Here is a 20,455-nt window from a genome sequence, read left to right as displayed (position 1 = left end):
GCCTTGGCAGAACAGTATTCAATCCAATATCAATGATAATGAATGGGGGGAAGGCCGTATGTTACCGTTCATCGGCTTGTTGATTCTGTGTGGTACCGTTTATTGCTTAATCAAACGTCTGGAAACCCGAATGGTCCTGTTTGCATCGGGACTGCTGATGTCGATAGTGGCGCTGCAGCCGATGCTGGCACTGGACAGTTTTGCCGGGCGCATGACTTCAGGGGGGTTGATTCAGGCCATTTGTTCCGTAATGGGTTTTGCCTTTGTGATGAAATATACCGGCTGTGATATGCATCTGGTAAAAGCGTTGACAGGAGTACTGAAGAAGGGCGGGGGCCTTCTGATACCGGGCACCACCATGATCACATTTGCCATCAATATTGCTCTCCCGAGCGCAGCGGGTTGTTCTGCTGCGGTAGGAGCAACGATGATTCCTCTGCTGATGGCTGCGGGGATTCACCCGGCCATGGCAGGTGCGGCTGTACTGGCTGGAACCTATGGCAGTATGCTGAGCCCGGGATCGGCCCATAATGCCTTTATCTCCGAGCTCAGTGGCAAGACGGTTATGGAAGTGATTGCTGTTCATGCACCAGCAACGATAGCTGCCGGTATTGCTGGTGCAATCATTCTCACCGCAATCGCCTATTTTAGAAAGGAACACGCGGGTCATTTGGTGCAGGCTACCGAAGGCACCATGGAAAACCAGATTGATAAGGTTAATCCGCTGTATGCCCTGATGCCGGTACTGCCAGTATCCATTTTGATTCTGGGTTCTTCCGTGATGCCTGCAATCAAAATGGGGGTTCCACAGGCCATGCTGATTGGTGTGGTGCTGTCGTTGCTGCTTACCCGGATGAACCCACAGGAAGCGACCAAGAAGTTCTTCAATGGTATGGGCACGGCTTACGCAGATGTCATTGGTATCATTATTGCCGCCAGCGTATTTGTCACTGGTATGAAGACGCTGGGTATGGTGGATGTTTTCCTGAACTGGCTGATTAATACACCAAGCCTTGCCAAGTTTGGTTCAACCCTCGGCCCATTCATTCTGGCCATCCTGACCGGTACTGGTGACGCTGCTGCTTTCGCATTTAACGAAGCCGTTACGCCTTTTGCAGAGCAGTTTGGGATGACCATTGCCAATATGGGTACAGCTTCAGCAGTGGCTGGCGCTATTGGCCGAACTGCCTCACCCCTGGCGGGTGCGGCTATTGTCTGTGCGGGTATTGCGGGTGTGAATCCACTGGAGCTTGCGAAGCGAACCATGCCTGCAATGATTGTATCCTTGGTTGTGTTGATGCTGGTGTTGTTTTTGTAGCCGCTGATGGTGAGGATGAGGTTGCAGAATCAGTAAGGAGAAGGGAGTCTGCCAGTAAGGCAGGCTCCTGGTTCAAAAATTTAAGACTGACTTTCGATGATTCTGGCAACATCAGCCGCAGGGCGATAGCCCGGAATGACCTGGCCATTTTCCAGAACCATGGCCGGTGTGCCGTTAATACCCATCTGAACACCCAAATTGTAGTGGTCATTGATGACAGCACTGCAGACAGCTTTATCACCTTTAATTTCCACACTGATGGGTTTGCCAGTTTTCAGGTCGGTTAATGCCTGCTTACGGTCTACTGAGCACCAGGCATCGGTCATCTTTCCATGCACTGGTGACTGTTGACCACCGCGAGGGAAGGCAAGGTAGCGTAGTTCAATACCCAGCTTATTTAACTGGTCAACTTCCTGATGCAGTTTGCGGCAGTAACCGCAGTCCACATCCGTAAATGCATAAACAACGCCTTTTGTTTCACCTTTCGGTGAAAAAATCACCATATCTTCTTGTTTCAGGGATTTGAGTAACTTGGCGTTCTGCTGGCTTTTAATTTCTTCCGTCAGGTTAACCAACCGTTGACCACGAACTTCCAGCATATCGCCTTTAATAAAATACTGTCCGTTTTCACTGCTGTAGAGAACAAAGCCACCTTTGAGCATGACTTTGTAGACGCCAGGCATCGGGCTTTTGGTGACTGACTCAATGGGAATGGTGGCGTCCAGCTTTTTTAGCTGACTTTCAATAAGGGTCTCAGGGCTCTGGACTGAGCTGTCCTTGCCGGTAGCTTCTGCATTGGCAGCCACAGACCAGCCAGCGCTTGTGGTCATAATGGCGGTTAAAAGAAGAGCAGAGCGTTTAGACATACTGATTCCTTAAGTGATCCAGAAAGTTAAGCCTGACTGACGGCCGATACAATCCGTCTAATGGGTAGCCCAGACATCTCAGGGGCTATCGGCAAGCCGTTCTAGCATTGGAGAGAAGCGCTGGATAAAAACAGGGAAGTTTAGCCTTATTTCTCCCTGTTGTATCGCTTGGACACTGTTATCAGGTAAAGAGTTCTAAAAAATAATGTATAGATGGTCAGGTTATCCCCTGGGATGATGCTCCCGGTGAAGTTCTGATAATCGGTGATTGGCAATATGGGTATATATCTGGGTGGTGGACAGATCGCTATGGCCAAGCAGCAGTTGGACGACTCGAAGATCTGCTCCATTGTTCAGAAGGTGAGTGGCAAAAGCGTGTCGAAGGACGTGGGGAGATACTTCCGTATTGATACCGGCAACCGTATTATAGTGTTTGATCCGATGCCAGAATGTCTGCCGGGTCATTGGGCGGCCCTGGCGACCTGGAAACAGGGTTCGGCTTTCATGCTCGTTCAACAGATCACCTCTTGCCTGTTTTATATATTGCTCCAGCCACTCAATGGCGCTCTGACCCATGGGTACCAGGCGTTCTTTTCTGCCTTTACCGATAATGCGGATCACCCCCTGCCTTAAATTTATGTTGTCCATATTCAGGTTTACCAGCTCTGAGATTCTGAGACCACAGGCATACAGGATCTCAAGCATGGCACGATCACGAAGACCAATGGCGGTATTGGTATCCGGACTACTCAACAGAGAATCGACATCGTCTTCGGACAACGTTTTTGGCAACGCCTTACCCTGCCTGGGCATTTCAATATTGGCCGTAATATCAGCAGGGATCTGTTCAGATTGTAGAAGGTAACGGTAAAAGGCTCTCAGGCTGGAGATCTGCCGGGCGGTTGACCTTGGGTGGTAACCCTGCTCATACCGCCAGCCAAGAAACAGGCGAAGATCATCCTCACTGGCTGTGAGTAATCGATTGCCTGTGTGCTGAGTGTGCTCCTGCAGCCACTCAGAGAAGAGCAGCAGATCTCGCTGGTAAGCTTCACGGGTATTTTTACTGAGGCCTCGCTCAAGCCAGAGGTGTTGTAAAAATTCCTGTGTTTCCGGAGATGCGGGGGTTGGCATGGCAATCAATAAATCCAATATTGCACGATAGTGTAGATTATATCAGTTACCTGAAGAGAGGCTAACCTCTTCATAGATTACAGGTTTAACATCCATGTCGTGATGTAAAAGTAAATCAGCATACCCGATATATCGACCAGTGAGGTCAGGACCGGGGTAACGATAACCGCCGGATCCAGTTTTAATGAGCGAATGAAAACCGGCAATATGGCCCCCAAAAAACTGGAGCTGATTACCTGAATGGCCATGGCGGTGGAGACTGCAATACCTACCTGGAAAAGCGTGATTTCACCGGGAAGATTGGCGTCTGTGCCAAACCCGATGACCCGGATCATAATAATACTGATCAGGGCTGAAGCCATGATCAAAGAGACTCTGAATTCCTTCCAGAGCACTCTTGCCCAGTCCCGGGTAGTTATTTCGCCCGTCGCCAGTGAGCGAATCAACAGTGTTGACGCCTGTGCTCCAACATTGCCACCGGTATCCGCCATAACCGGCATGTAGATGGCCAGAATGACCAGCGCACTCAATGTATCCTCATAGCTCGCAATGATCATTCCGGAAAGAATACCCAGCAGGGAGAGACTGACAATCCAGCCCAGCCGGGATTTTACATGTTCCAAAACACCGGTTTGCAGGTAATTGCTATTCGACGCTCTACTGGCTGTCGTCAAGCCAAGATCAGAGCAGAGACTGTTGTATTGAGAGGTCAGGCCGGACGCTTTTAATTCATCAAGGAGCTCGTGAATCAGCAAGAGAGGCATCTGGTGACATACTTCCAATGCCTGATCATAACTGAGTGATAGAAGAATAGCTGAGCGGGAAGATTTATCAGTATGGGTTAACTGATAAACCGTTGTGCTGACATTAAACGCGTTATTTTCATTTTTCTGCTGCTCAAAAAATGTGATATCCAGGCTGGTCATGTTTATCCCTCTGCCCGGGTTTTCTGGTCATAAACGATTTGTGCGATCCGGTTTGTTTGAGAAGTCAAACAGTATCGAACAGCAGAATGATCTCAGAAAGCCCTTTCTGGTTGATTGTTGTTTGCAAAAATGGGGTGGGTAAGGAGGGAAGTGGATAGAGATAATCCGAGCCAGAAGACAGCCCGAAAGCGATGGAACTTATGGGTCAGTCAGTGGGCAAATCACTCCTTACATTGATACTCGGAGGTTGGTCGTTACTCATGCTTTGCTCCTGACAGAATCTAATGGCGCCAAAGTCTATTGAGTTATGTTTCTCCGGGCAAGGGGCTTTACATAAAAGATGAAGCTTGTAGACACAGCCTTACGCTTCACTCAGGAGGGAACGGTTTTTTCATGTGAACTGAAGCTGATTTTCAGACAAAAAAAAGCGGCTTTCGCCGCTTTTTCTGGATCGGGTGTTTCGCCAATCCGCTCTTCTGAGAAAACAGTTGCCGGAAAATTAAACTGAATCTTAGTTGAGCTTTTCCTTGATACGAGCAGCTTTACCGCTCAGCTCACGGAGGTAGTACAGCTTAGCCTGACGAACGTCACCACGACGCTTCACAGTAACAGAAGCGATCAGCGGAGAGTAAGTCTGGAAAGTACGCTCAACGCCTACACCGCTGGAAATTTTACGAACGGTGAAAGCAGAGTTCAGGCCACGGTTACGCTTACCGATGACAACACCTTCGAACGCCTGCAGACGCTCACGGTTGCCTTCTTTTACCTTAACCTGTACGACTACAGTGTCACCCTGGCCAAAGGCAGGGATCTCTTTGTTCATTTGTTCAGCTTCAAGCTGCGCAATGATTTTGTTTTTGCTCATTGATAATGCTCCCAGTTAGTCAGCATTCCGCGATTCAATAAAAGCCCGCTCGGCTTGGAACTCTGACAGTAACTTCTCTTCCTCGCTGGTCAGGGTCCTGTTTTCTAACAAATCAGGCCGTCTCAACCAGGTTCTGCCCAGGGATTGCTTCAGTCGCCAGCGGTCAATCTCAGCGTGGTTACCGGATAGCAATACCGGCGGTACTTCCTGTCCTTCAAACAACTCGGGACGGGTGTAGTGCGGGCAGTCAAGAAGACCATCTGCAAACGAGTCTTCTGCTGCGGAATCCTTATGACCAAGGGTGCCCGGTACAAAGCGTGAAACTGCATCAATCAGAGTCATGGCGGCGAGTTCACCACCACTTAACACGAAATCACCAATCGACCATTCTTCATCAATCTCGGTCTGGATTACGCGCTCGTCAATACCTTCATATCGCCCCGCGACCAGAATCAGTTTCTTGCCTCTGGCAAGTTCCTCTACACCCTGCTGGTCGAGCACACGACCCTGGGGAGAGAGGTAGATTACTTTGGCCTCGTTACCAGCAGCTTTGCGGGCTGCATGGATGGCGTCACGCAGAGGTTGAATTTTCATCAACATGCCGGGACCACCGCCATAAGGTCGGTCATCCACAGTTCGTTGCCGGTCATGGGTAAAATCCCTGGGATTCCAGGTCTCTACCTCAATCAACCTTTCCTTTACCGCGCGGCCGGTAATACCGTGCTCGGTAATGGCCCGGAACATTTCCGGGAACAGGCTGACGACACCGAACCACATTTCGGTGTCCATGGCGCTCGTTTCAGAGTTTTCTTCAGAAAAGCTGTCGTGAGTCGTCATGGCCACTTAAAACTCCGGGTCCCAATCTACCCGGATAAATCCTTTCTCAGGATTTACGTCTAACACCACCGATCCGGTCAACCAGGGGACTAAACGTTCTCTGCGGTCAATGCTGCCTTTTGAAGGGCGAATGACCAGAACATCGTTGGCTCCGGTTTCCATCAGGTGGCTGACTTTGCCCAGCAGAATATTGTCTCCCTCAGCGTTGCGGGAGAAAACATCCAGCGATTCCAGTTGATGCCAGTAAATCTCATCATCTTCCGGTTCGGGCATCTCATCGGCGTTGATGGTGATCTGGTAACCACAGTAGCTGCGGGCCAGTTCACGATCGTCACAGCCGACGATATGGGCAATCAGACCTTTACCGTGTGGACGGGCCTGATCGATTTCAACGGTTTTTACATCACCGTTGTGGTCAAGAATCCAGCGTGGGTAGTTGAGGATGTTTTCCATCGGGCTGGTATTGGAGTGAATCTTCAGCCAGCCTTTGACCCCGAATACGGAGGAAATATGGCCTAACGTAATGCGCTTCACAGCGCCCTCTACTGCCTTTGTCACTGGGTCGTTAACCTCACGCAGCCTTGTTAGCTTCTTTCAGAAGCTGGGCAACGCGGTCAGATGCAGTAGCACCCTGGCCCAGCCAGAATTCTACACGCTCGTTATCAACACGCAGACGCTCTTCCTGGCCACGAGCAGTAGGGTTGAAGAAACCTACACGCTCAATGAAACGACCGCCGTTAGCGTTACGGCTGTCAGCCACGGTCAGGTGGTAAAATGGACGCTTTTTAGAGCCGCCACGAGCAAGACGAATGGTTACCATGGAATAGGGTTTCCTATAGTTGTTTCCGGCAACTGGTTTTCTGTGTTCACGTTGCCAAACGCGCAAGGCGTGTGACTAAAACCCAGAAGAGTTCTGACAGATTTGAGTGAGGAAAAGTTCCTTTTTCATCATCCGTCAGCTAATCCATGATCGGATTAAGGCCAATCATAAAGGGCGCATATTGTAGGGAAATCAGAAGGGAGTGGCAATATAAAGCAGTAAGTATATACCCGCTATCATCATTTCTTTTCGCAGGCTTTATGCCGTTTTATAGGTATTCCGGAGGAAAATTACCCTCCATGAAGGCTTGATCTGATGAAAACGGTCACAGGGGGAGTGGAGTCTGCGCCCATGCAACGCAGACTATCATTGGCTTTCAGATATTAGAAAGGAAACTTCTTGCCACCGCCGGGAGGCATCATGCCGCCCATTCCACCCATGCCGCCGGGAAGCTGGCCTTTCATGGCTGACATGCCGCGCATCAGCTTGTTCATGCCGCCTTTTTTGGTGACTTTCTTCATCATTTTACTCATCTGCTTGTGTTGCTTGATGAGTCGGTTGATGTCCTGAATCTGGGTGCCGGAACCGGCAGCTATACGCTTTTTACGGGATCCGTTCATGATGTCCGGATTTGCACGCTCAGCCGGAGTCATGGAGTTGATGATGGCTTCCATCTGGATGAAAATCTTGTTGTCCATTTGCCCCTGCATCTGTGGTGCCATACCACCCATGCCTGGCAGCTTGTCCATCATGCCACTGAGTCCGCCCATCTTCTTCATTTGCTGAAGCTGGTCGCGGAAATCTTCCAGATCGAAGCCTTTGCCTTTTTTCAGCTTGCTGGCCAGCTTGTCCGCCTTGCTGCGGTCCAGCTTGCGTTCAGCTTCCTCGATCAGGGAGAGAATATCACCCATACCTAGAATGCGGGAGGCGATACGGTCTGGATAGAACGGCTCCAGGGCATCGGTCTTCTCGCCCATACCGATAAACTTGATGGGCTTGCCAGTGATCTGGCGAACCGACAGCGCAGCACCGCCACGGGCATCGCCATCTGCCTTGGTCAGGATCACACCGGTCAATGGCAGGGCATCACCAAATGCCTTGGCAGTATTGGCTGCATCCTGACCCGTCATGGCATCAACCACAAAGAGGGTTTCGATAGGGTTGATGGCGCTGTGAAGCTGCTGGATTTCAGCCATCATATCGTTATCGATATGAAGGCGGCCGGCAGTGTCGACAATCAGTACATCTGCATGCTTGATCCGGGCCTCATGGATGGCACCGTTAACAATATCTACAGGCTTCTGGTCAGCAGAGGATGGGAAAAAGTTAAGCCCGGTTTCCTGTGCCAGGGTTTCCAGCTGTTTGATTGCTGCCGGACGGTATACGTCGGCACTGACCACCATGACGGATTTTTTCTGGCGCTCTTTCAGCCACTTGCCCAGTTTGGCAACGGAGGTGGTTTTACCGGCACCCTGAAGACCGGCCATCAGAATGACGGCAGGCGGCTGGGTGGCCAGGTTCAGTTCGTCATTGGACGAACCCATCACCTCAATCAGTTCATTCTGGACAATTTTGACAAACGCCTGGCCCGGGCTGAGGCTGGACTGAACCTCCTGTCCGATGGCGCGTTCCTTGATCCGGTTGATAAACTCTCGAACCACCGGCAGGGCAACGTCTGCTTCCAGCAGGGCCATGCGCACTTCGCGCAGGGTGTCCTTGATATTGTCTTCGGTTAGCTTTGCCTTCCCGGTTACGGTTTTCAGTGTGCGGGAGAGGCGTTCGGTTAAATTTTCGAACATTCTGGGAATTACCCTGATCTAAGGTGTTTATGCTCTGATGGGGGCATTATATAGGAATCGAGACTAAAGCGGCATCCATTTCAGTGGATCGGATTAAAGGTTGTTTGTCTAGCGCAATGTAATATGACAAACTGCCGGAGCTGTTGTTCGTTGAAGCCCATGGGCAAAGAGGGCTTCCTGCTTTTTATTTTTTGCTGCTTTTGGGGATAATAGGCTTCGCTAATGGGTGTCATTTTCGTCAGCATGGGTGCGCTTGGTTGCTATCTGGCAGGCACCGTCGGGCAGGGGTTGCGAAACAGTGGGCGTGAAGTGCCCAGATCGCTGGTTCTGCTGATTACCGCTCTTGGTCTGGTGTTCCACGTTATTGCCTTATACATCTCCATCCATACTGATCGAGGCATTAATCTTGGCGTGTTCACCATGGGGTCGCTGACGGCCATGATGGTGACCATGATGGTGTTATTGAGCAGTTTGAAGAAACCATCGGAAAGCCTGCTGATCATGATTCTGCCGGTCAGTATGTTGGCTATTGTGCTTGCTTTGGTGGCACCGGTTGAACATATTGTCTGGAACCCCGTATCCTCTATGGTTTCCCATGTGCTTCTCTCGGTAATGGCTTATGGCATTCTAATGGTCGCTGCATTTCAGGCCATTCTGCTTTCCTATCAGGAGCATCAGCTGCGCACTCACCGGCATACCATTAAAACATTGCCGCCGTTGCAAACCATGGAACGCCTGCTATTTGAGTTTCTTGGCCTGGGGGTTATTCTGCTGACACTCTCGCTGGGCAGTGGCTTTCTTTTCCTGGAAGATATGTTTGCCCAGAAACTGGTGCATAAAACCGTATTGTCCATCACCGCCTGGTGCCTTTTTGCTGCACTGTTGGTTGGCCACTGGCGATTTGGCTGGCGGGGCCAGACGGCGGTTCGCTGGACTCTGGCGGGTTTCCTGTTCCTGATCCTTGCTTACTTTGGCTCCAGGCTGGTACTTGATTGTGTGGTTTCCGGTCAGTCCTGCTTTTGACCGGTTCTGTACGATTGGGCTTGGGACTTCGCCCTGAAGCGAGTAAAATAGGTAATTTTACCTGCATTTGTTCTGACAAAAGGCGACAACTCGTTGAGTGAAGCACCCTTAAGCGCATTGATTGGCGCACTCGTTTTTCTCCTGCTGTTCTCTGCATTTTTCTCCAGCTCTGAAACCGGGATGATGGCCATTAACCGCTATCGTCTCCGTCATCTTGCCCGTAAAGGCAACCGGGCGGCAAAAAGAACCAGCAGCCTGCTGGACCGGCCTGATCGACTGATTGGGGTAATTCTGATCGGCAACAATTTTGTCAACATTCTGGCCTCTGCCCTGGCAACCATTATTGCTGTGCGTCTCTGGGGAGACAGCGGTATTGCCATTGCCACCCTGGGGTTGACCTTTGTGGTGTTGATTTTTGGTGAGGTAACACCAAAAACGATCGCTGCTATGTACCCGGAGAAGGTGGCCTTTCCCGCATCCATGGTTCTGGTTCCTCTGCTGAAGATTCTTTATCCGATGGTGGTGCTGGTTAACTGGATCTGTTCACTGTTGATGAGGCCTTTTGGTATTCGACCAGGTCAGGAGGGTGAGGATCAGTTGAGCAGTGAAGAGTTGCGGACGCTGGTAAATGAGTCCGGGCTGCGTCTCCCGAAGAAGCGTCGTGGTATGTTGCTGGGCATTCTTGACCTGGAGAAAGTGCGGGTTGATGACATTATGGTGCCCAGAAATGAGGTCTATGGCATCGATATTGAGGATGATATTAAAGAGATCATTCATCAGCTGAGAGATTGTCAGCATACCCGCATGCCGGTTTATCGCGGTGACATTAATAATATTGTCGGGATGCTTCACATGCGCAAGATTGCCCGCCTGCTGACCCTGGAAGAGGTCAACAAGGCGACGCTGTTGCAGGAAACCGCTGAACCTTATTACGTCCCCGAATCCACACCACTGCATACCCAGCTCTTTAATTTCCAGAAAGCCAAGGAGAGAACAGCACTGGTTGTGGACGAATACGGCGATATTATGGGCCTGGTGACTCTGGAAGATATTCTTGAAGAAATTGTGGGTGACTTTACCACCGATGTCTCCGACAGCAGCCAGGATATAACTCCCCAGGGAGATGGCAGTTATATCATCGATGGCTCAGCCTCAATCAGGGATGTTAACAAGGCATTGGGCTGGGATCTGCCAACGGACGATGCACGAACCATTAATGGCCTGATTACTGAGGAGATGGAGGTAATTCCCGAGGCCAGTGTGTGCTGGAAAATCAATAACTGTCGCTTTGAGATACTCCAGGTAAAAGATAACCGGATCAAGAGTGTCCGGATGTTTATGGCCAAGTAATTCCTTACGGGTTTGTTTTGAATTCGTCTGGGTATTGATTGTCCGGTTTATTTTCTCGTTAGCCCGCAATGGTATGTCACCTGCTCTCCTGAAAACCACGTAGCCTATGATTTTCTGGTTTCGGGCGGGCAGGAGAGAGTTAATACTTACAATAAGTACCTGATCATATGAAATCGAATATTTCTGGCTTAGTGGTTAGGTACTTATGAACCCTTTTGGCGGATTTATCCGTACAAGTAGTGTTGGCTATGATAATAAGGCAAAGGGTTCGCCATGAAGAAAAATCGAGTCAGGTTCTTCGACTTCAGTCTTTTCGAGTTTTTCATACTGCTGGGGCTTCTAATGCCTCTGTTTTCTACGCAGTGTCTCGCCCAGAATACTATTGCTGATAAACAGGATTATCCCGTCTGGGAGCAATGGAAGACGGTTGGATATTCAACCTTGAAATGGGGATTCTGGGATATTTATGAAGCCCAGTTAAAAACGCCCTCTGGCCTTTATGATGTAGATAAACCCATTGACACTGATTTGGCGTTGCTAATTGACTATCGACGAAAGATCAGTAAAAAACGGTTACTTTCGGCGACAGAGGAACAGTGGGCTCACCTTGGGGTTTCCCGGGAGGATAGAAAGCGCTGGATTCAACAACTCAGCAAAATATGGAAAGGCGTTCGTGAGGGTGACCGTCTGGTATTTGTGCTGTCGGCATCTGGTGGGCGTTTCTATTTTGGCAAGCAATTTTTGGGTAATATTGATGATTTAACGTTGGCAAGAGCCTTTATGGATATCTGGCTTTCAGAAAACACCGCCTATCCAGGGTTGAGAAGGCAGCTGATTGGTCAGCGATAAACAACGACTCTGTTCCCGCACTGCCTCTTACGCCTGCCGTTTCATATGATGACTGCTGAAATGGGGGGCATTTAAGGGAATTTCTGTGTCCAGAGTGATATTCAGAAACTCAACCAGCATCACTGCTGTCAGCCCCCAGATCAGATACTCTCCATAATAAAAGGACGGCATCATGTAGTCCTGGTTGCGCATTTTCCAGTGGTTGAATGTCAGGTTTTCCTTATCCAGAAAGTAGCTTAACGGGACTTTAAATATCCTGTCCAGTTCCGCAATATTGGCTCTCAGTGGTGTATCAGCTTCGATAATTCCGACGATAGGCGTTACTTCCAGACCAAATCGGGAGATGACCGAGCCGGTCTGGCCAATGATTCTGACGGTTTCCGGGGGGAGGGCAATTTCTTCAAAAGATTCCCTCAGTGCCGTATGGACAAGATCCTTATCTGATGGGTCCCGCTTGCCTCCAGGAAACGCAACCTCTCCACTGTGAGTGCTCATATGAGTGGCACGCCGGGTAAAGACCAGCTCTGGTTCAGATGCATTGGTAATGGGTATTAATACTGCCGCTTCTGGCAGTTGAGCATCTATTATTCTTGGCTGGTAGTTTTGCAGCCGTTCTTCTACCTGGTTCAACATCATGGTGACTTCAAAGGCATCCTTGCAAGGGACTTGAATTTATCATAAGTAGCTCAGCAGGATTTATCCAGTGTTCATCTTGACTCCTGCTATTTTGGTAATCTGCCGGGGGAGGCCAGAAATAATGCGTTTTATGGCAGTCTTTGCCACGCAATAGAGGTAATACTAACTGATTTTATTATTTCTTTGTCGTGTATTTGGTAAAACAGTTTGTTCATCGCTATGGGTTTGTTACTCTGGTATTGTTTCTCTTTACCTGGCTGCCAGAAACAAGGAGTGAAGGTTGATGACAGGATCCTCTACCCATTACTGCAGTAATTGCGGTCATGAGACCCGGAAAAAAGTGCCTGAAGGGGATCATCGTCTGCGGGATGTATGCGATCACTGTCAAACCATTCATTATCAGAATCCAAGGGTTGTGACGGGGTGCCTGCCTGTTTACCAGGATAAGGTGCTGCTGTGTAAGCGGGCGATTGAGCCCAGAAAAGGGTTCTGGACACTGCCCGGCGGCTTTATGGAGCTGGGAGAAACCATCGAGGAGGGAGCTGCCCGGGAAACCCGCGAAGAAGCTTGTGCGGATGTCACCATTGAATCTCTCTATATGTTGTTTAATGTGGTACATGTCGGTCAGTTGTCGGCTTTCTTTCTGGCGAGACTGGAAAGTCCGGAATATGCGCCGGGCGAGGAGAGTCTTGAAGTTGCCCTCTTTTCAGAAGATGAAATCCCCTGGGACGAGCTTGCTTTTTCTACCATCGGCCGAACGCTCCGTCATTATTTCGCAGATCGTCACGAAGGTGTTTTTCCCATGAGGCTTGAGTATGTCACTCCTCCGGAGCGGCGAGACTGACCGGGTGGTAATCAAATGCAGGCATCTCATAAGGGTGTGCCTGTTGGAGAGCCTTAATGGCTGCCTTTAAAAACTGCTCCTTACAAATCATTTCTACCTTCCATGTTTCTTCTGCATGGATGTCGTTGGACTGTCCGGAGAAGGGCCGGCTTCCCTGTAAGGGGCGAAACTGGCCTGTCCCCAGGGTTTGCCAGCAACAGTAATCATAGGTTCCGTAACGGCCAGCACCTGCAGAGAACATGGCCTCTTTGACCGTTTCAAGCCAGGCGGAAGGAATCATTACACAGATTTTGTAGACCAGCTTTTCCGGCGTTTCATTCGTGCTGCCTGAAGGCAGTGTTTCCGGCTGTGCAAATGACTCCTTCATACTCAGGAACCGTAACGGAAACGATTAATTACCGGCTGGGCATACATCTTTAAGAACTGCGGACGGTATAGTTCAGGGCAGCGCTCCAGATGCCGGGTAAATTCATCACGTTTTTTCTCCAGATCGATATCCGGGAATAACTGACTGATAACCGGTACCTTGATGAACTGATCCTGGTTTATCTCACTGCTGATCGCTTCCCAGGCAAAGATATTGGATGGCTGCAGCTCATAGTTATGGTGAATCTGGTGGTTGACCTCTTTAACGACTGAAGTCGCATCTTCGAAATCCTGTGTCAGAGGCTTACCAAAGGCAACATGCACATGACCTTTGTAGCCCTCTATTCCGGTAACAATGCTTTTAAGGTCTTCATCGTCGGCTTTCTGGTACTGGCCAGTCTGCTGTTTTTCGTACAGTTCACGGGCCTTGTCACAGTCGCAGGGGTCAAACTCATAGGAGATGGAAACGGGGACAATACTCAGCGAACGAATATTGTCAGCAAAAGCGCTTTGCTTGCCACGACGGCTCAGGTTAAACATCTTGATAATGGCCGGATCGGTCTGGTCATTTCCATCTTTTGCACGGCCTTCACTCTGTGCAATCCAGACAGGCTGGCCAGAGTCAATGCAGTGATGAATGTAAGCTGATAGATTCTGGAAGGCTAGCAGCTTTTCCCGTCGCCCTGACAGTGAGCGTTTGACGATAAAGCTTTTGTTCAGGCGCATCAGATCACTGACAAAAGGGCGCTTGACCAGGTTGTCGCCAATGGCGATCTGACAGGTTTCCATGTCGTTAAGATAGAGCGCGTAGTTGACCAGGGCTGGATCCAGGACAATGTCCCGGTGGTTTGATAGAAACAGATAAGCCTTGTCCTTCTTCAGGTGCTCAATGCCTGAAAAAGAAACCTTGCTGGTGGTGGTTTTGATCACACGGGTCAGATAGGGCTCAATGATGGCCTGAAAATCCCGGACATTGTGAATATTCCGTGTTTTGTACTTTAACGCTAAAGACGTTATCCAGGTCATGGCCCCGGAAAACTGCCGGGCTAAACCAGGGTAACGGTGCTTTGCCATCACATTGAGCAGGTCTTTATCATTTAACAGGCGTGCCAGTGTAGGCCGGACCTCATGGTCATAGTAAGGGCGGATATCGTCAAAAGCTTCCATTTGTGCCAATGCTTTGAGGTCAGTAGATAAGGAAAAAATCGTTATTGATCGACGGTTTATTATATTTCATTGATTGACTGCTGGTCTGTATAGACACTGTCGCGTAATGTAACTGAGCCGTATTGGGGATGCAAACCAGAGGTGTTTTTCAACGCCCCCTGGTTGAGTATTTGAGGTGATAATCAGGTTGATGGCTAATTTACCGCGCCTAAGGTTGTATCACTTTTATCTCTTGCGTGAGAATCGCAGTGAGGAATACCTGCAAAACCACTCCTGAACATCATATAATTCTGGTTTCAGGCTTTTGGAGCCTGGCCATTTATAAAAATGCCAGAAAGGCAGGGGTGTTCATGTTGAAGCAGTTTAAGAGTACTGTCAGTTTGGTTGTATTGCTGGCCGCGGTGACAGTGCCGGCCTGGGCTACCACCCCTGTTAGTGGTGTTGCAGCCCAGAAAGAGCAGTCTGTTTCTGGTAAGGCTCAGGGGCAGTTAAGCGAGGCAATTCAAATTCTCCAGTCAGGCCAGGGAGCAAACTCAGCGAAAGCCATCAAATATTTGCAGCGTGTTGCGAGTCAGGGGGATCAGAAAGCCCAGGCTGAAGCCATGCTCTGGCTGGGGAGAGCTTATCGTGACGGGCTTGCCGGTACAGGCAAGGATATTGGAATGGCCTTTGATTATTTCGAGCAGGCTGCCGGCCGTGAAGGACTGAATTCTGAAGCCCAGTATGAGCTTGGGCGGGCCTATCTGAATGGTGAAGGCACGGACCGTAATCTGATTGCTGCCTATATGTGGACAGAGCTCAGCCTGCATACCCCATCGAAAACATCAGCTTCTGCAGAAGCACAGAAAGCCAGACTGGCAAATATGCTGAATGAAGTACAGCTGGGCAAAGCCCGGGAACTTGTAAACCAACTGGAAACCCTTTACCTGAAATGATTAAAGTCTACAGCCCGGCAAATCTGGTTGAAGCCCAGTGCTTGAAGGATTTGTTAACCAGTCGTCATATTTTCTGTCATCTGGCTGGTGTTGACCTGATCGGAGCCATGGGAGAGTTGCCTGCCATTGGTTTGCTGGCGCTGTACGTTGATGACGCAGACGCCGGTCTGGCAAAAGAGTTGATTGAAGATTATCTGAATGCAGAGCCTGAGCAGAACCTGGGAGAGATGGACTAATTCATGTGCAGCCGCTACTCATTTAACCTGCCCAGGGTTGACCTTGGCTTCCTCGGTATAAAAGATATTTTATCTCAGAAACCCGTTCAACAGGTGGTTCCGGGGCAACAGGTGTGGCTGGTTCGATATGATGAACAGGGAGCCCCTGAGCTGGCTCAGGCCAAATGGGGGCTTGCTCCTTCATGGCTGCAGGATTTATCCCGTGCTCAGATAAATGCCCGTGTGGAGACGGCATCTGAGTCAAGAATGTTCAGAAAAGCCTGGAAGGACAGGCGTTGCCTGATTCTGGCGGATAGCTATTACCAATGGCATATGGCTCCGGGAAACCGGCGGCAGCTATGGCGTATTGGTGCAAAGGATGGCTCACTGCTTCTGATGGCCGGATTGTGGGAGCGGTTCACGGTCGACAGCACCCTTTCTTTTGATTCCTGCGCTGTCTTAACCATGCCGGCAATGCAGCCGTTAATGCTGATAGCTGGCAGAATGCCTGCGTTGCTTACTGCTGCTCATGCAGAGAGTTGGCTTTCAGGTGCCCCTTTTGATACTGACCGCTTTTCTGCCTCTCTTACTAGCTTTCCTTTTCACAGCCAGAATATCCTGAAGGGCTGACTTTGAGTTCATAAGAATCTCCATTCACTGCTTAAATGCTGGTCTATCATTAGCGTTCGTTGTGGCCTTTGCAGTGAACCCAGTGCAATTTTCCATTAGAAAAAAAATCATTTTTTTTACTGTCGTGCCTGTCACGCTTCTATACAACCTGATCTTTGGTATCCACCTCTACTTCTCTCTCAAGCAGGCTACCGATGCAGTAGCCAAAGGGTTGATTGAGCAGGTCTGGCATAATGCCGGCAAGATTGACAGTCATACGCAGCAGTTGATGACCATGACCTCCTTTATGGCGGATATGTTGAGTCGGATGCCAGTAACTGATCATGCCATGATAAAACACTTTCTCAGTGATCTGGTGGAAAGGAACTCTCTGGTTCGGGGCTTCACTTATGTGAAACTCGGCAACAGCTTTCAGCACTGGGATGTGTTTCATGCCTATATGGATGAGGGCTCGGTCAAGCTGGATGAAACCGTCGATACCGGCCTGTTTCCTGCTCAGTTCTGGTGGGCTAATCAGGGGCAGCAGAAAGAAGGGTTCTGGACATCGCCAAGAGGATCTGCTGATAAAGGGTGGATCGTCAGCTATATCGTACCGGTCTTTTCAGCGAATACGCTTTATGGCTATTTCTGGATGGATATCAGTCTTGCTGACCTGCGTCACCAGCTGGTGGAAAACACGACGGGAAATGCCAGCTTTTCTATTGTCAATGGTGCAGGAGAATATCTGCAGACGGATAGTGAAACGCCGAAGCGATATCAGTTAAACAGTATACATCAAAGCCAGTTTTATTATGGTTCTCCGGGCCTGTGGAATGATCTGGAAGAGCTGATTGAAAGAGGTGAACCCGCTTTCCGTCATAAGTGGGTACCGGTTCGACAGAATGAGTATTGGTTGATGGGGGCACCCATCAAATCGGCTTCGTGGTGGATGATCAGTTATGCCCCGAGGGAAACCGTACTGGCTCCCGTTATTGATCAGGCACAGATTAACGCACTGCTGATGATACTCTCCCTGACATTGATTTTTACCTGTGCCAGTCTGGTGTCTGTCAGGATTACCCGTCCGATTATCCGGTTAAAGCGAGCTATGGATGATTTTACCTATCGTCGGGTAAAGCCGGTTATCACCCATATCAGCCGGGATGAAATTGGTAGTTTAACGGAAAGCTTTCAGCAACTGGTTACCAAGCTGGCTGACCGAGAGAAAGCGCTTCATAAGGCTAGAACGAGTAATATAGGCCATTTACTTGAGCGGTTGAGGGGGAACTATTTCTATTTCAACCTCAATAAGGATGGTTGTGTTACCCATGTCAGCCCTTCCATAGAAGCCATTCTGGGTTACACGCAAAGCGAGTTTCTTCGTCCGCTCATTGGTTATCTTGCTACCCAGGACAGTAAATTTCGCTTTCGGGATCAGTTCCGTGAGGCCAAGCAGGGGCGATGGGGGGATACATTTGAACTGGATATCAGGCACCTGAATGGCAGTATCCGCAGGCTGGAAATCTTCTGGAGCGATATGGGGGATTTAGAAGGCAGGCAATACCTTGTTGAAGGGTTGGCGAATGATATTACCGACCGGGTAAGTGATACCAAGAAGTTCAAGCTACTACTCGACAGTGCCCCTGACGCCACAATCATTGCCACACCTGAAGGTATTATTGGCATGGCAAACAGCAGGACAGAAGACCTGTTTGGCTTTCACCGGGAAGACCTTGTCAATATGCCTTTAAGCCTGCTGACCCCACTGGAAAATCGTGTGGGGCACCCTCTGCTGGGTGATCTGGAGAAGGCCAGTTGGGAGCAGTTGTGTCTGGTGGGCTATGAATCCAGAGGTATTGATCGTAAAGGCCGGGTTTTCCCGGTAGAAATCACCAGCAACCCCCTGAAAACGGATGATGGACTGTTGATATCCATGGTGGTTCGAGACATCACCGAGCGTAAACGCATTGAGCATGAGCTGATGCGGGCCAAAGAGGAAGCAGAGCGGGCAAATCTGGCCAAGGGGCTGTTCCTTTCTAATATGAGTCACGAGTTGAGAACACCACTGAATGGCGTGCTGGGTAATGCTCAACTCCTATTAAGAAATCTTTCGTTAACGTCTGCTCAACGAAAAAGCCTGAATACTATCGAGGCCAGTGGACAGCATTTGCTTTCACTGATTAACGATATTCTTGATTTAACCAAAATTGAGTCCAGCAAGATTGAATTGCATCCTTCTGCGGTCAGATTGATGGAGCTGCTGCGTGGAGTGCGCAACATTCTGATGGAGAGAGCTGCCAGTAAAGGGCTGGAGTTACGTCTGCTGCCCATTGGAACGCTACCGGAAATCGTAATGCTTGATGAAATCAAGGTGCGTCAGGTGCTGCTGAACCTGCTCAGCAATGGTGTTAAATACACGGTTAAGGGGTGGGTCGAGTGCAGGGTTTCAGTAGAGGGAAATGACATTGTCTTTGAAGTTCGTGACACTGGCGTAGGTATTGCCCATGAGGATCTGGAGAGGGTCTTTGAACCTTTCCGTCAGGTCCATCTGGGTTTACAGATTGGTGGCTCTGGCCTGGGGCTTGCGATCAGCCGGCGGTTGGTTTCAGCGATGGGAGGTGGGCTTGACGTGATCAGCGAGCCAGGTAAGGGGAGTCGTTTTATTTTTGTCCTGCCGCTGGTTCTGGGAAGTTTTGAAGCTCTGAAAGAGCATCAGCGCCTTTTGCCAGGTTCCATTTATGTTCATTTGGATGAGGGCTTCCAGGGGATTCGGGTTCTGATTGTGGATGATGTTGAAAGTAATCGGGATATGATTGCCGGGTTGCTGGACTCAGCAGGTTTCAGAGTTGATACCGCCTGCAATGGTCTCCAGGCTGTTGAGGCGGTGAAGCAGGTGGGCTTTGACTTGATTTTGATGGATATATCCATGCCTGTGATGGATGGGGTGACAGCGATCAGAAAAATCCGTGAACTGCCCGGAAAAGCGTCAGTCAAGGCAGTGGCTGTGACAGCGAGTGTCAGTCATGAGGCCAGGGAGCGGTTGTTGACTCAGGGATTTGATGAATACATTGGCAAGCCCCTCGATGCTGGGCTGATGTTTGATAAAATTCGGTATTTACTGGGCGTTGATTATGTTACGGAGTCGCCGAAGTCAGAGTTGAATGAGGACGTGTTGCTGCAGAGACTTAAGGATATGCATATGGATAGCTTTGTACACGCTATTATTTCAGCTTTTGAACAGGGGGATCTGGAATACCTTGAGCAGGCGCTTCATTCATTTGAAGGGAATGCTGAACTGGCAGATGTTGTTGGCTTTTTGCTGACGCTGACGGCTGATATGGATATTGCACGGCTGGAAAACTTTATCAGGCAATTGATTGATCATTTCGGGAAGTTAGAATAAAAGGGGCTCCGAAAAACTCCTACGGTTCTGTATTTTCAGAACAACTGCAGTGATTGGTGTATTTATTAATGCTGTTGGATTGCCTGTCCGAGTACATGGTTTCAATGAGTTTGACGCTTTGGCTGAACGCGTCAAACTCATTGAAACCATGTACTTGCTTAGGAAGTGATAAGTTATCTGTTACCGGAGTGATTCCTGTTAGAAACACCGTTGCTTTTTTCAGGGCATATAAAGCAGGTTTGATTTTCTGGGTGTTTATTACTGTTTGTATGAATGCTGCTGCTTTATTAATGAATGCCTGATTTCTTATCGATGGAACTGTTTTGTGCAGATATTATTCAGTCAGCTTTAATTCACTGTGCTTTATGTTGTATGAATTTCTTTGGCTTAAATCTGGTTGATAATCTCAGAATAAAGCAAGGCCATTGGATGAGGGACCTGGGATTTGATGAGTAATCTTAAGGAGTTGTGAAGTGAGTGCCTGTCAGTTATTCAC

At 49.3% G+C, this 20,455-nt stretch carries 20 protein-coding genes; 9 read left to right on the top strand and 11 right to left on the bottom strand.

Annotation, left to right across the window (positions count from 1 at the left end):
- The first annotated feature begins 58 nt into the window (after positions 1-58).
- Complete coding sequence (dcuC, locus tag AK963_RS02410; protein WP_066013813.1) at positions 59-1,318, top strand: C4-dicarboxylate transporter DcuC; 1,260 nt, start codon at positions 59-61, stop codon at positions 1,316-1,318.
- Between the two features lie 80 nt (positions 1,319-1,398).
- Here the strand turns inward: dcuC and AK963_RS02405 are convergent, their stop codons facing one another.
- The 8 genes from AK963_RS02405 to ffh all read right to left on the bottom strand — a co-directional run bounded on the left by AK963_RS02405 (position 1,399) and on the right by ffh (position 8,562).
- The gene (locus AK963_RS02405; protein WP_083232404.1) at positions 1,399-2,184 is read right to left on the bottom strand and encodes a DsbC family protein; all 786 of its coding nucleotides are present in this window, start codon (positions 2,182-2,184) and stop codon (positions 1,399-1,401) included.
- Between the two features lie 222 nt (positions 2,185-2,406).
- Positions 2,407-3,315 (bottom strand): site-specific tyrosine recombinase XerD, encoded by a 909-nt coding sequence (gene xerD, locus AK963_RS02400; RefSeq protein ID WP_066013836.1) that lies wholly within the window; start codon positions 3,313-3,315, stop codon positions 2,407-2,409.
- A gap of 77 nt (positions 3,316-3,392) precedes the next feature.
- Positions 3,393-4,241 carry a magnesium transporter gene (locus AK963_RS02395; protein ID WP_066013811.1) on the bottom strand — a complete coding sequence of 283 codons (849 nt, stop codon included), beginning with the start codon at positions 4,239-4,241 and terminating at the stop codon, positions 3,393-3,395.
- Positions 4,242-4,752: 511 nt separating this feature from the next.
- Positions 4,753-5,106 (bottom strand): 50S ribosomal protein L19, encoded by a 354-nt coding sequence (rplS, locus tag AK963_RS02390; RefSeq protein WP_066013809.1) that lies wholly within the window; start codon positions 5,104-5,106, stop codon positions 4,753-4,755.
- A gap of 15 nt (positions 5,107-5,121) precedes the next feature.
- The gene (trmD, locus tag AK963_RS02385; RefSeq protein ID WP_066013834.1) at positions 5,122-5,883 is read right to left on the bottom strand and encodes a tRNA (guanosine(37)-N1)-methyltransferase TrmD; all 762 of its coding nucleotides are present in this window, start codon (positions 5,881-5,883) and stop codon (positions 5,122-5,124) included.
- A gap of 66 nt (positions 5,884-5,949) precedes the next feature.
- Positions 5,950-6,501: a ribosome maturation factor RimM gene (rimM, locus tag AK963_RS02380; protein ID WP_238593622.1), complete on the bottom strand. Its 552-nt coding sequence runs from the start codon at positions 6,499-6,501 to the stop codon at positions 5,950-5,952.
- A 13-nt stretch (positions 6,502-6,514) separates the two neighbouring features.
- Complete coding sequence (rpsP, locus tag AK963_RS02375) at positions 6,515-6,763, bottom strand: 30S ribosomal protein S16 (protein ID WP_066013807.1); 249 nt, start codon at positions 6,761-6,763, stop codon at positions 6,515-6,517.
- Between the two features lie 383 nt (positions 6,764-7,146).
- Complete coding sequence (gene ffh / locus AK963_RS02370) at positions 7,147-8,562, bottom strand: signal recognition particle protein (RefSeq protein ID WP_066013805.1); 1,416 nt, start codon at positions 8,560-8,562, stop codon at positions 7,147-7,149.
- A gap of 222 nt (positions 8,563-8,784) precedes the next feature.
- On the opposite strand from ffh, the gene AK963_RS02365 reads away from it, so the two are divergent.
- From AK963_RS02365 to AK963_RS02355, 3 genes are all read left to right on the top strand, one after another.
- Positions 8,785-9,585 (top strand): cytochrome C assembly family protein, encoded by an 801-nt coding sequence (locus AK963_RS02365; protein ID WP_066013802.1) that lies wholly within the window; start codon positions 8,785-8,787, stop codon positions 9,583-9,585.
- Positions 9,586-9,678: 93 nt separating this feature from the next.
- The gene (locus AK963_RS02360; protein ID WP_066013800.1) at positions 9,679-10,935 is read left to right on the top strand and encodes an HlyC/CorC family transporter; all 1,257 of its coding nucleotides are present in this window, start codon (positions 9,679-9,681) and stop codon (positions 10,933-10,935) included.
- A 273-nt stretch (positions 10,936-11,208) separates the two neighbouring features.
- Complete coding sequence (locus AK963_RS02355; protein ID WP_066013798.1) at positions 11,209-11,784, top strand: chalcone isomerase family protein; 576 nt, start codon at positions 11,209-11,211, stop codon at positions 11,782-11,784.
- Positions 11,785-11,811: 27 nt separating this feature from the next.
- On the opposite strand, the gene AK963_RS02350 is transcribed toward AK963_RS02355, so the two are convergent.
- Positions 11,812-12,420, bottom strand: a complete 609-nt coding sequence (locus AK963_RS02350) for a CoA pyrophosphatase (RefSeq protein WP_083232403.1) — start codon at positions 12,418-12,420, stop codon at positions 11,812-11,814.
- A gap of 283 nt (positions 12,421-12,703) precedes the next feature.
- Between AK963_RS02350 and AK963_RS02345 the strand changes: the two genes are divergently transcribed.
- A complete protein-coding gene (locus AK963_RS02345) occupies positions 12,704-13,264 on the top strand; it encodes an NUDIX hydrolase (protein WP_066013796.1) in 561 nt (186 codons plus the stop codon).
- On the opposite strand, the gene AK963_RS02340 is transcribed toward AK963_RS02345, so the two are convergent.
- Together AK963_RS02340 and AK963_RS02335 are read right to left on the bottom strand one after the other, a co-directional pair.
- Positions 13,239-13,631, bottom strand: a complete 393-nt coding sequence (locus AK963_RS02340) for a YqfO family protein (RefSeq protein WP_238593621.1) — start codon at positions 13,629-13,631, stop codon at positions 13,239-13,241. The two genes, AK963_RS02345 and AK963_RS02340, sit on opposite strands and share 26 nt — an antisense overlap.
- Positions 13,632-13,633: 2 nt before the next feature.
- The gene (locus AK963_RS02335; RefSeq protein ID WP_066013794.1) at positions 13,634-14,797 is read right to left on the bottom strand and encodes a 1-acyl-sn-glycerol-3-phosphate acyltransferase; all 1,164 of its coding nucleotides are present in this window, start codon (positions 14,795-14,797) and stop codon (positions 13,634-13,636) included.
- A gap of 350 nt (positions 14,798-15,147) precedes the next feature.
- On the opposite strand from AK963_RS02335, the gene AK963_RS02330 reads away from it, so the two are divergent.
- The 4 genes from AK963_RS02330 to AK963_RS02315 all read left to right on the top strand — a co-directional run bounded on the left by AK963_RS02330 (position 15,148) and on the right by AK963_RS02315 (position 19,959).
- Positions 15,148-15,732, top strand: coding sequence for a tetratricopeptide repeat protein (locus AK963_RS02330; RefSeq protein ID WP_139117204.1), 585 nt, complete (start codon positions 15,148-15,150; stop codon positions 15,730-15,732).
- Entirely contained in the window at positions 15,729-15,968 is a 240-nt protein-coding gene (locus tag AK963_RS02325) for a putative signal transducing protein (RefSeq protein WP_066013789.1), read from the top strand. The genes AK963_RS02330 and AK963_RS02325 overlap by 4 nt, the downstream gene beginning before the upstream one ends.
- Before the next feature lie 3 nt (positions 15,969-15,971).
- Entirely contained in the window at positions 15,972-16,577 is a 606-nt protein-coding gene (locus tag AK963_RS02320) for an SOS response-associated peptidase (protein ID WP_066013787.1), read from the top strand.
- 82 nt (positions 16,578-16,659) lie between these two features.
- Complete coding sequence (locus AK963_RS02315; protein WP_139117203.1) at positions 16,660-19,959, top strand: ATP-binding protein; 3,300 nt, start codon at positions 16,660-16,662, stop codon at positions 19,957-19,959.
- Positions 19,960-20,455: the final 496 nt, after the last annotated feature.

The organism is Endozoicomonas atrinae (assembly GCF_001647025.1).
GTDB classification, from domain to species: Bacteria; Pseudomonadota; Gammaproteobacteria; order Pseudomonadales; family Endozoicomonadaceae; genus Endozoicomonas; species Endozoicomonas atrinae.
This window is presented reverse-complemented; position numbering and strand designations above follow the sequence as displayed.

What these genes read in the sequence shown, in the direction of transcription:
- dcuC (WP_066013813.1), top strand. Translation starts at nt 59, where the DNA reads ATGTTACCGTTCATCGGCTTGTTGATTCTGTGTGGTACCGTTTATTGC.
- AK963_RS02405 (WP_083232404.1), bottom strand. Translation starts at nt 2,184, where the DNA reads ATGTCTAAACGCTCTGCTCTTCTTTTAACCGCCATTATGACCACAAGC.
- xerD (WP_066013836.1), bottom strand. Translation starts at nt 3,315, where the DNA reads ATGCCAACCCCCGCATCTCCGGAAACACAGGAATTTTTACAACACCTC.
- AK963_RS02395 (WP_066013811.1), bottom strand. Translation starts at nt 4,241, where the DNA reads ATGACCAGCCTGGATATCACATTTTTTGAGCAGCAGAAAAATGAAAAT.
- rplS (WP_066013809.1), bottom strand. Translation starts at nt 5,106, where the DNA reads ATGAGCAAAAACAAAATCATTGCGCAGCTTGAAGCTGAACAAATGAAC.
- trmD (WP_066013834.1), bottom strand. Translation starts at nt 5,883, where the DNA reads ATGTGGTTCGGTGTCGTCAGCCTGTTCCCGGAAATGTTCCGGGCCATT.
- rpsP (WP_066013807.1), bottom strand. Translation starts at nt 6,763, where the DNA reads ATGGTAACCATTCGTCTTGCTCGTGGCGGCTCTAAAAAGCGTCCATTT.
- ffh (WP_066013805.1), bottom strand. Translation starts at nt 8,562, where the DNA reads ATGTTCGAAAATTTAACCGAACGCCTCTCCCGCACACTGAAAACCGTA.
- AK963_RS02365 (WP_066013802.1), top strand. Translation starts at nt 8,785, where the DNA reads ATGGGTGTCATTTTCGTCAGCATGGGTGCGCTTGGTTGCTATCTGGCA.
- AK963_RS02355 (WP_066013798.1), top strand. Translation starts at nt 11,209, where the DNA reads ATGAAGAAAAATCGAGTCAGGTTCTTCGACTTCAGTCTTTTCGAGTTT.
- AK963_RS02350 (WP_083232403.1), bottom strand. Translation starts at nt 12,420, where the DNA reads ATGATGTTGAACCAGGTAGAAGAACGGCTGCAAAACTACCAGCCAAGA.
- AK963_RS02345 (WP_066013796.1), top strand. Translation starts at nt 12,704, where the DNA reads ATGACAGGATCCTCTACCCATTACTGCAGTAATTGCGGTCATGAGACC.
- AK963_RS02340 (WP_238593621.1), bottom strand. Translation starts at nt 13,631, where the DNA reads ATGAAGGAGTCATTTGCACAGCCGGAAACACTGCCTTCAGGCAGCACG.
- AK963_RS02335 (WP_066013794.1), bottom strand. Translation starts at nt 14,797, where the DNA reads ATGGAAGCTTTTGACGATATCCGCCCTTACTATGACCATGAGGTCCGG.
- AK963_RS02330 (WP_139117204.1), top strand. Translation starts at nt 15,148, where the DNA reads ATGTTGAAGCAGTTTAAGAGTACTGTCAGTTTGGTTGTATTGCTGGCC.
- AK963_RS02325 (WP_066013789.1), top strand. Translation starts at nt 15,729, where the DNA reads ATGATTAAAGTCTACAGCCCGGCAAATCTGGTTGAAGCCCAGTGCTTG.
- AK963_RS02320 (WP_066013787.1), top strand. Translation starts at nt 15,972, where the DNA reads ATGTGCAGCCGCTACTCATTTAACCTGCCCAGGGTTGACCTTGGCTTC.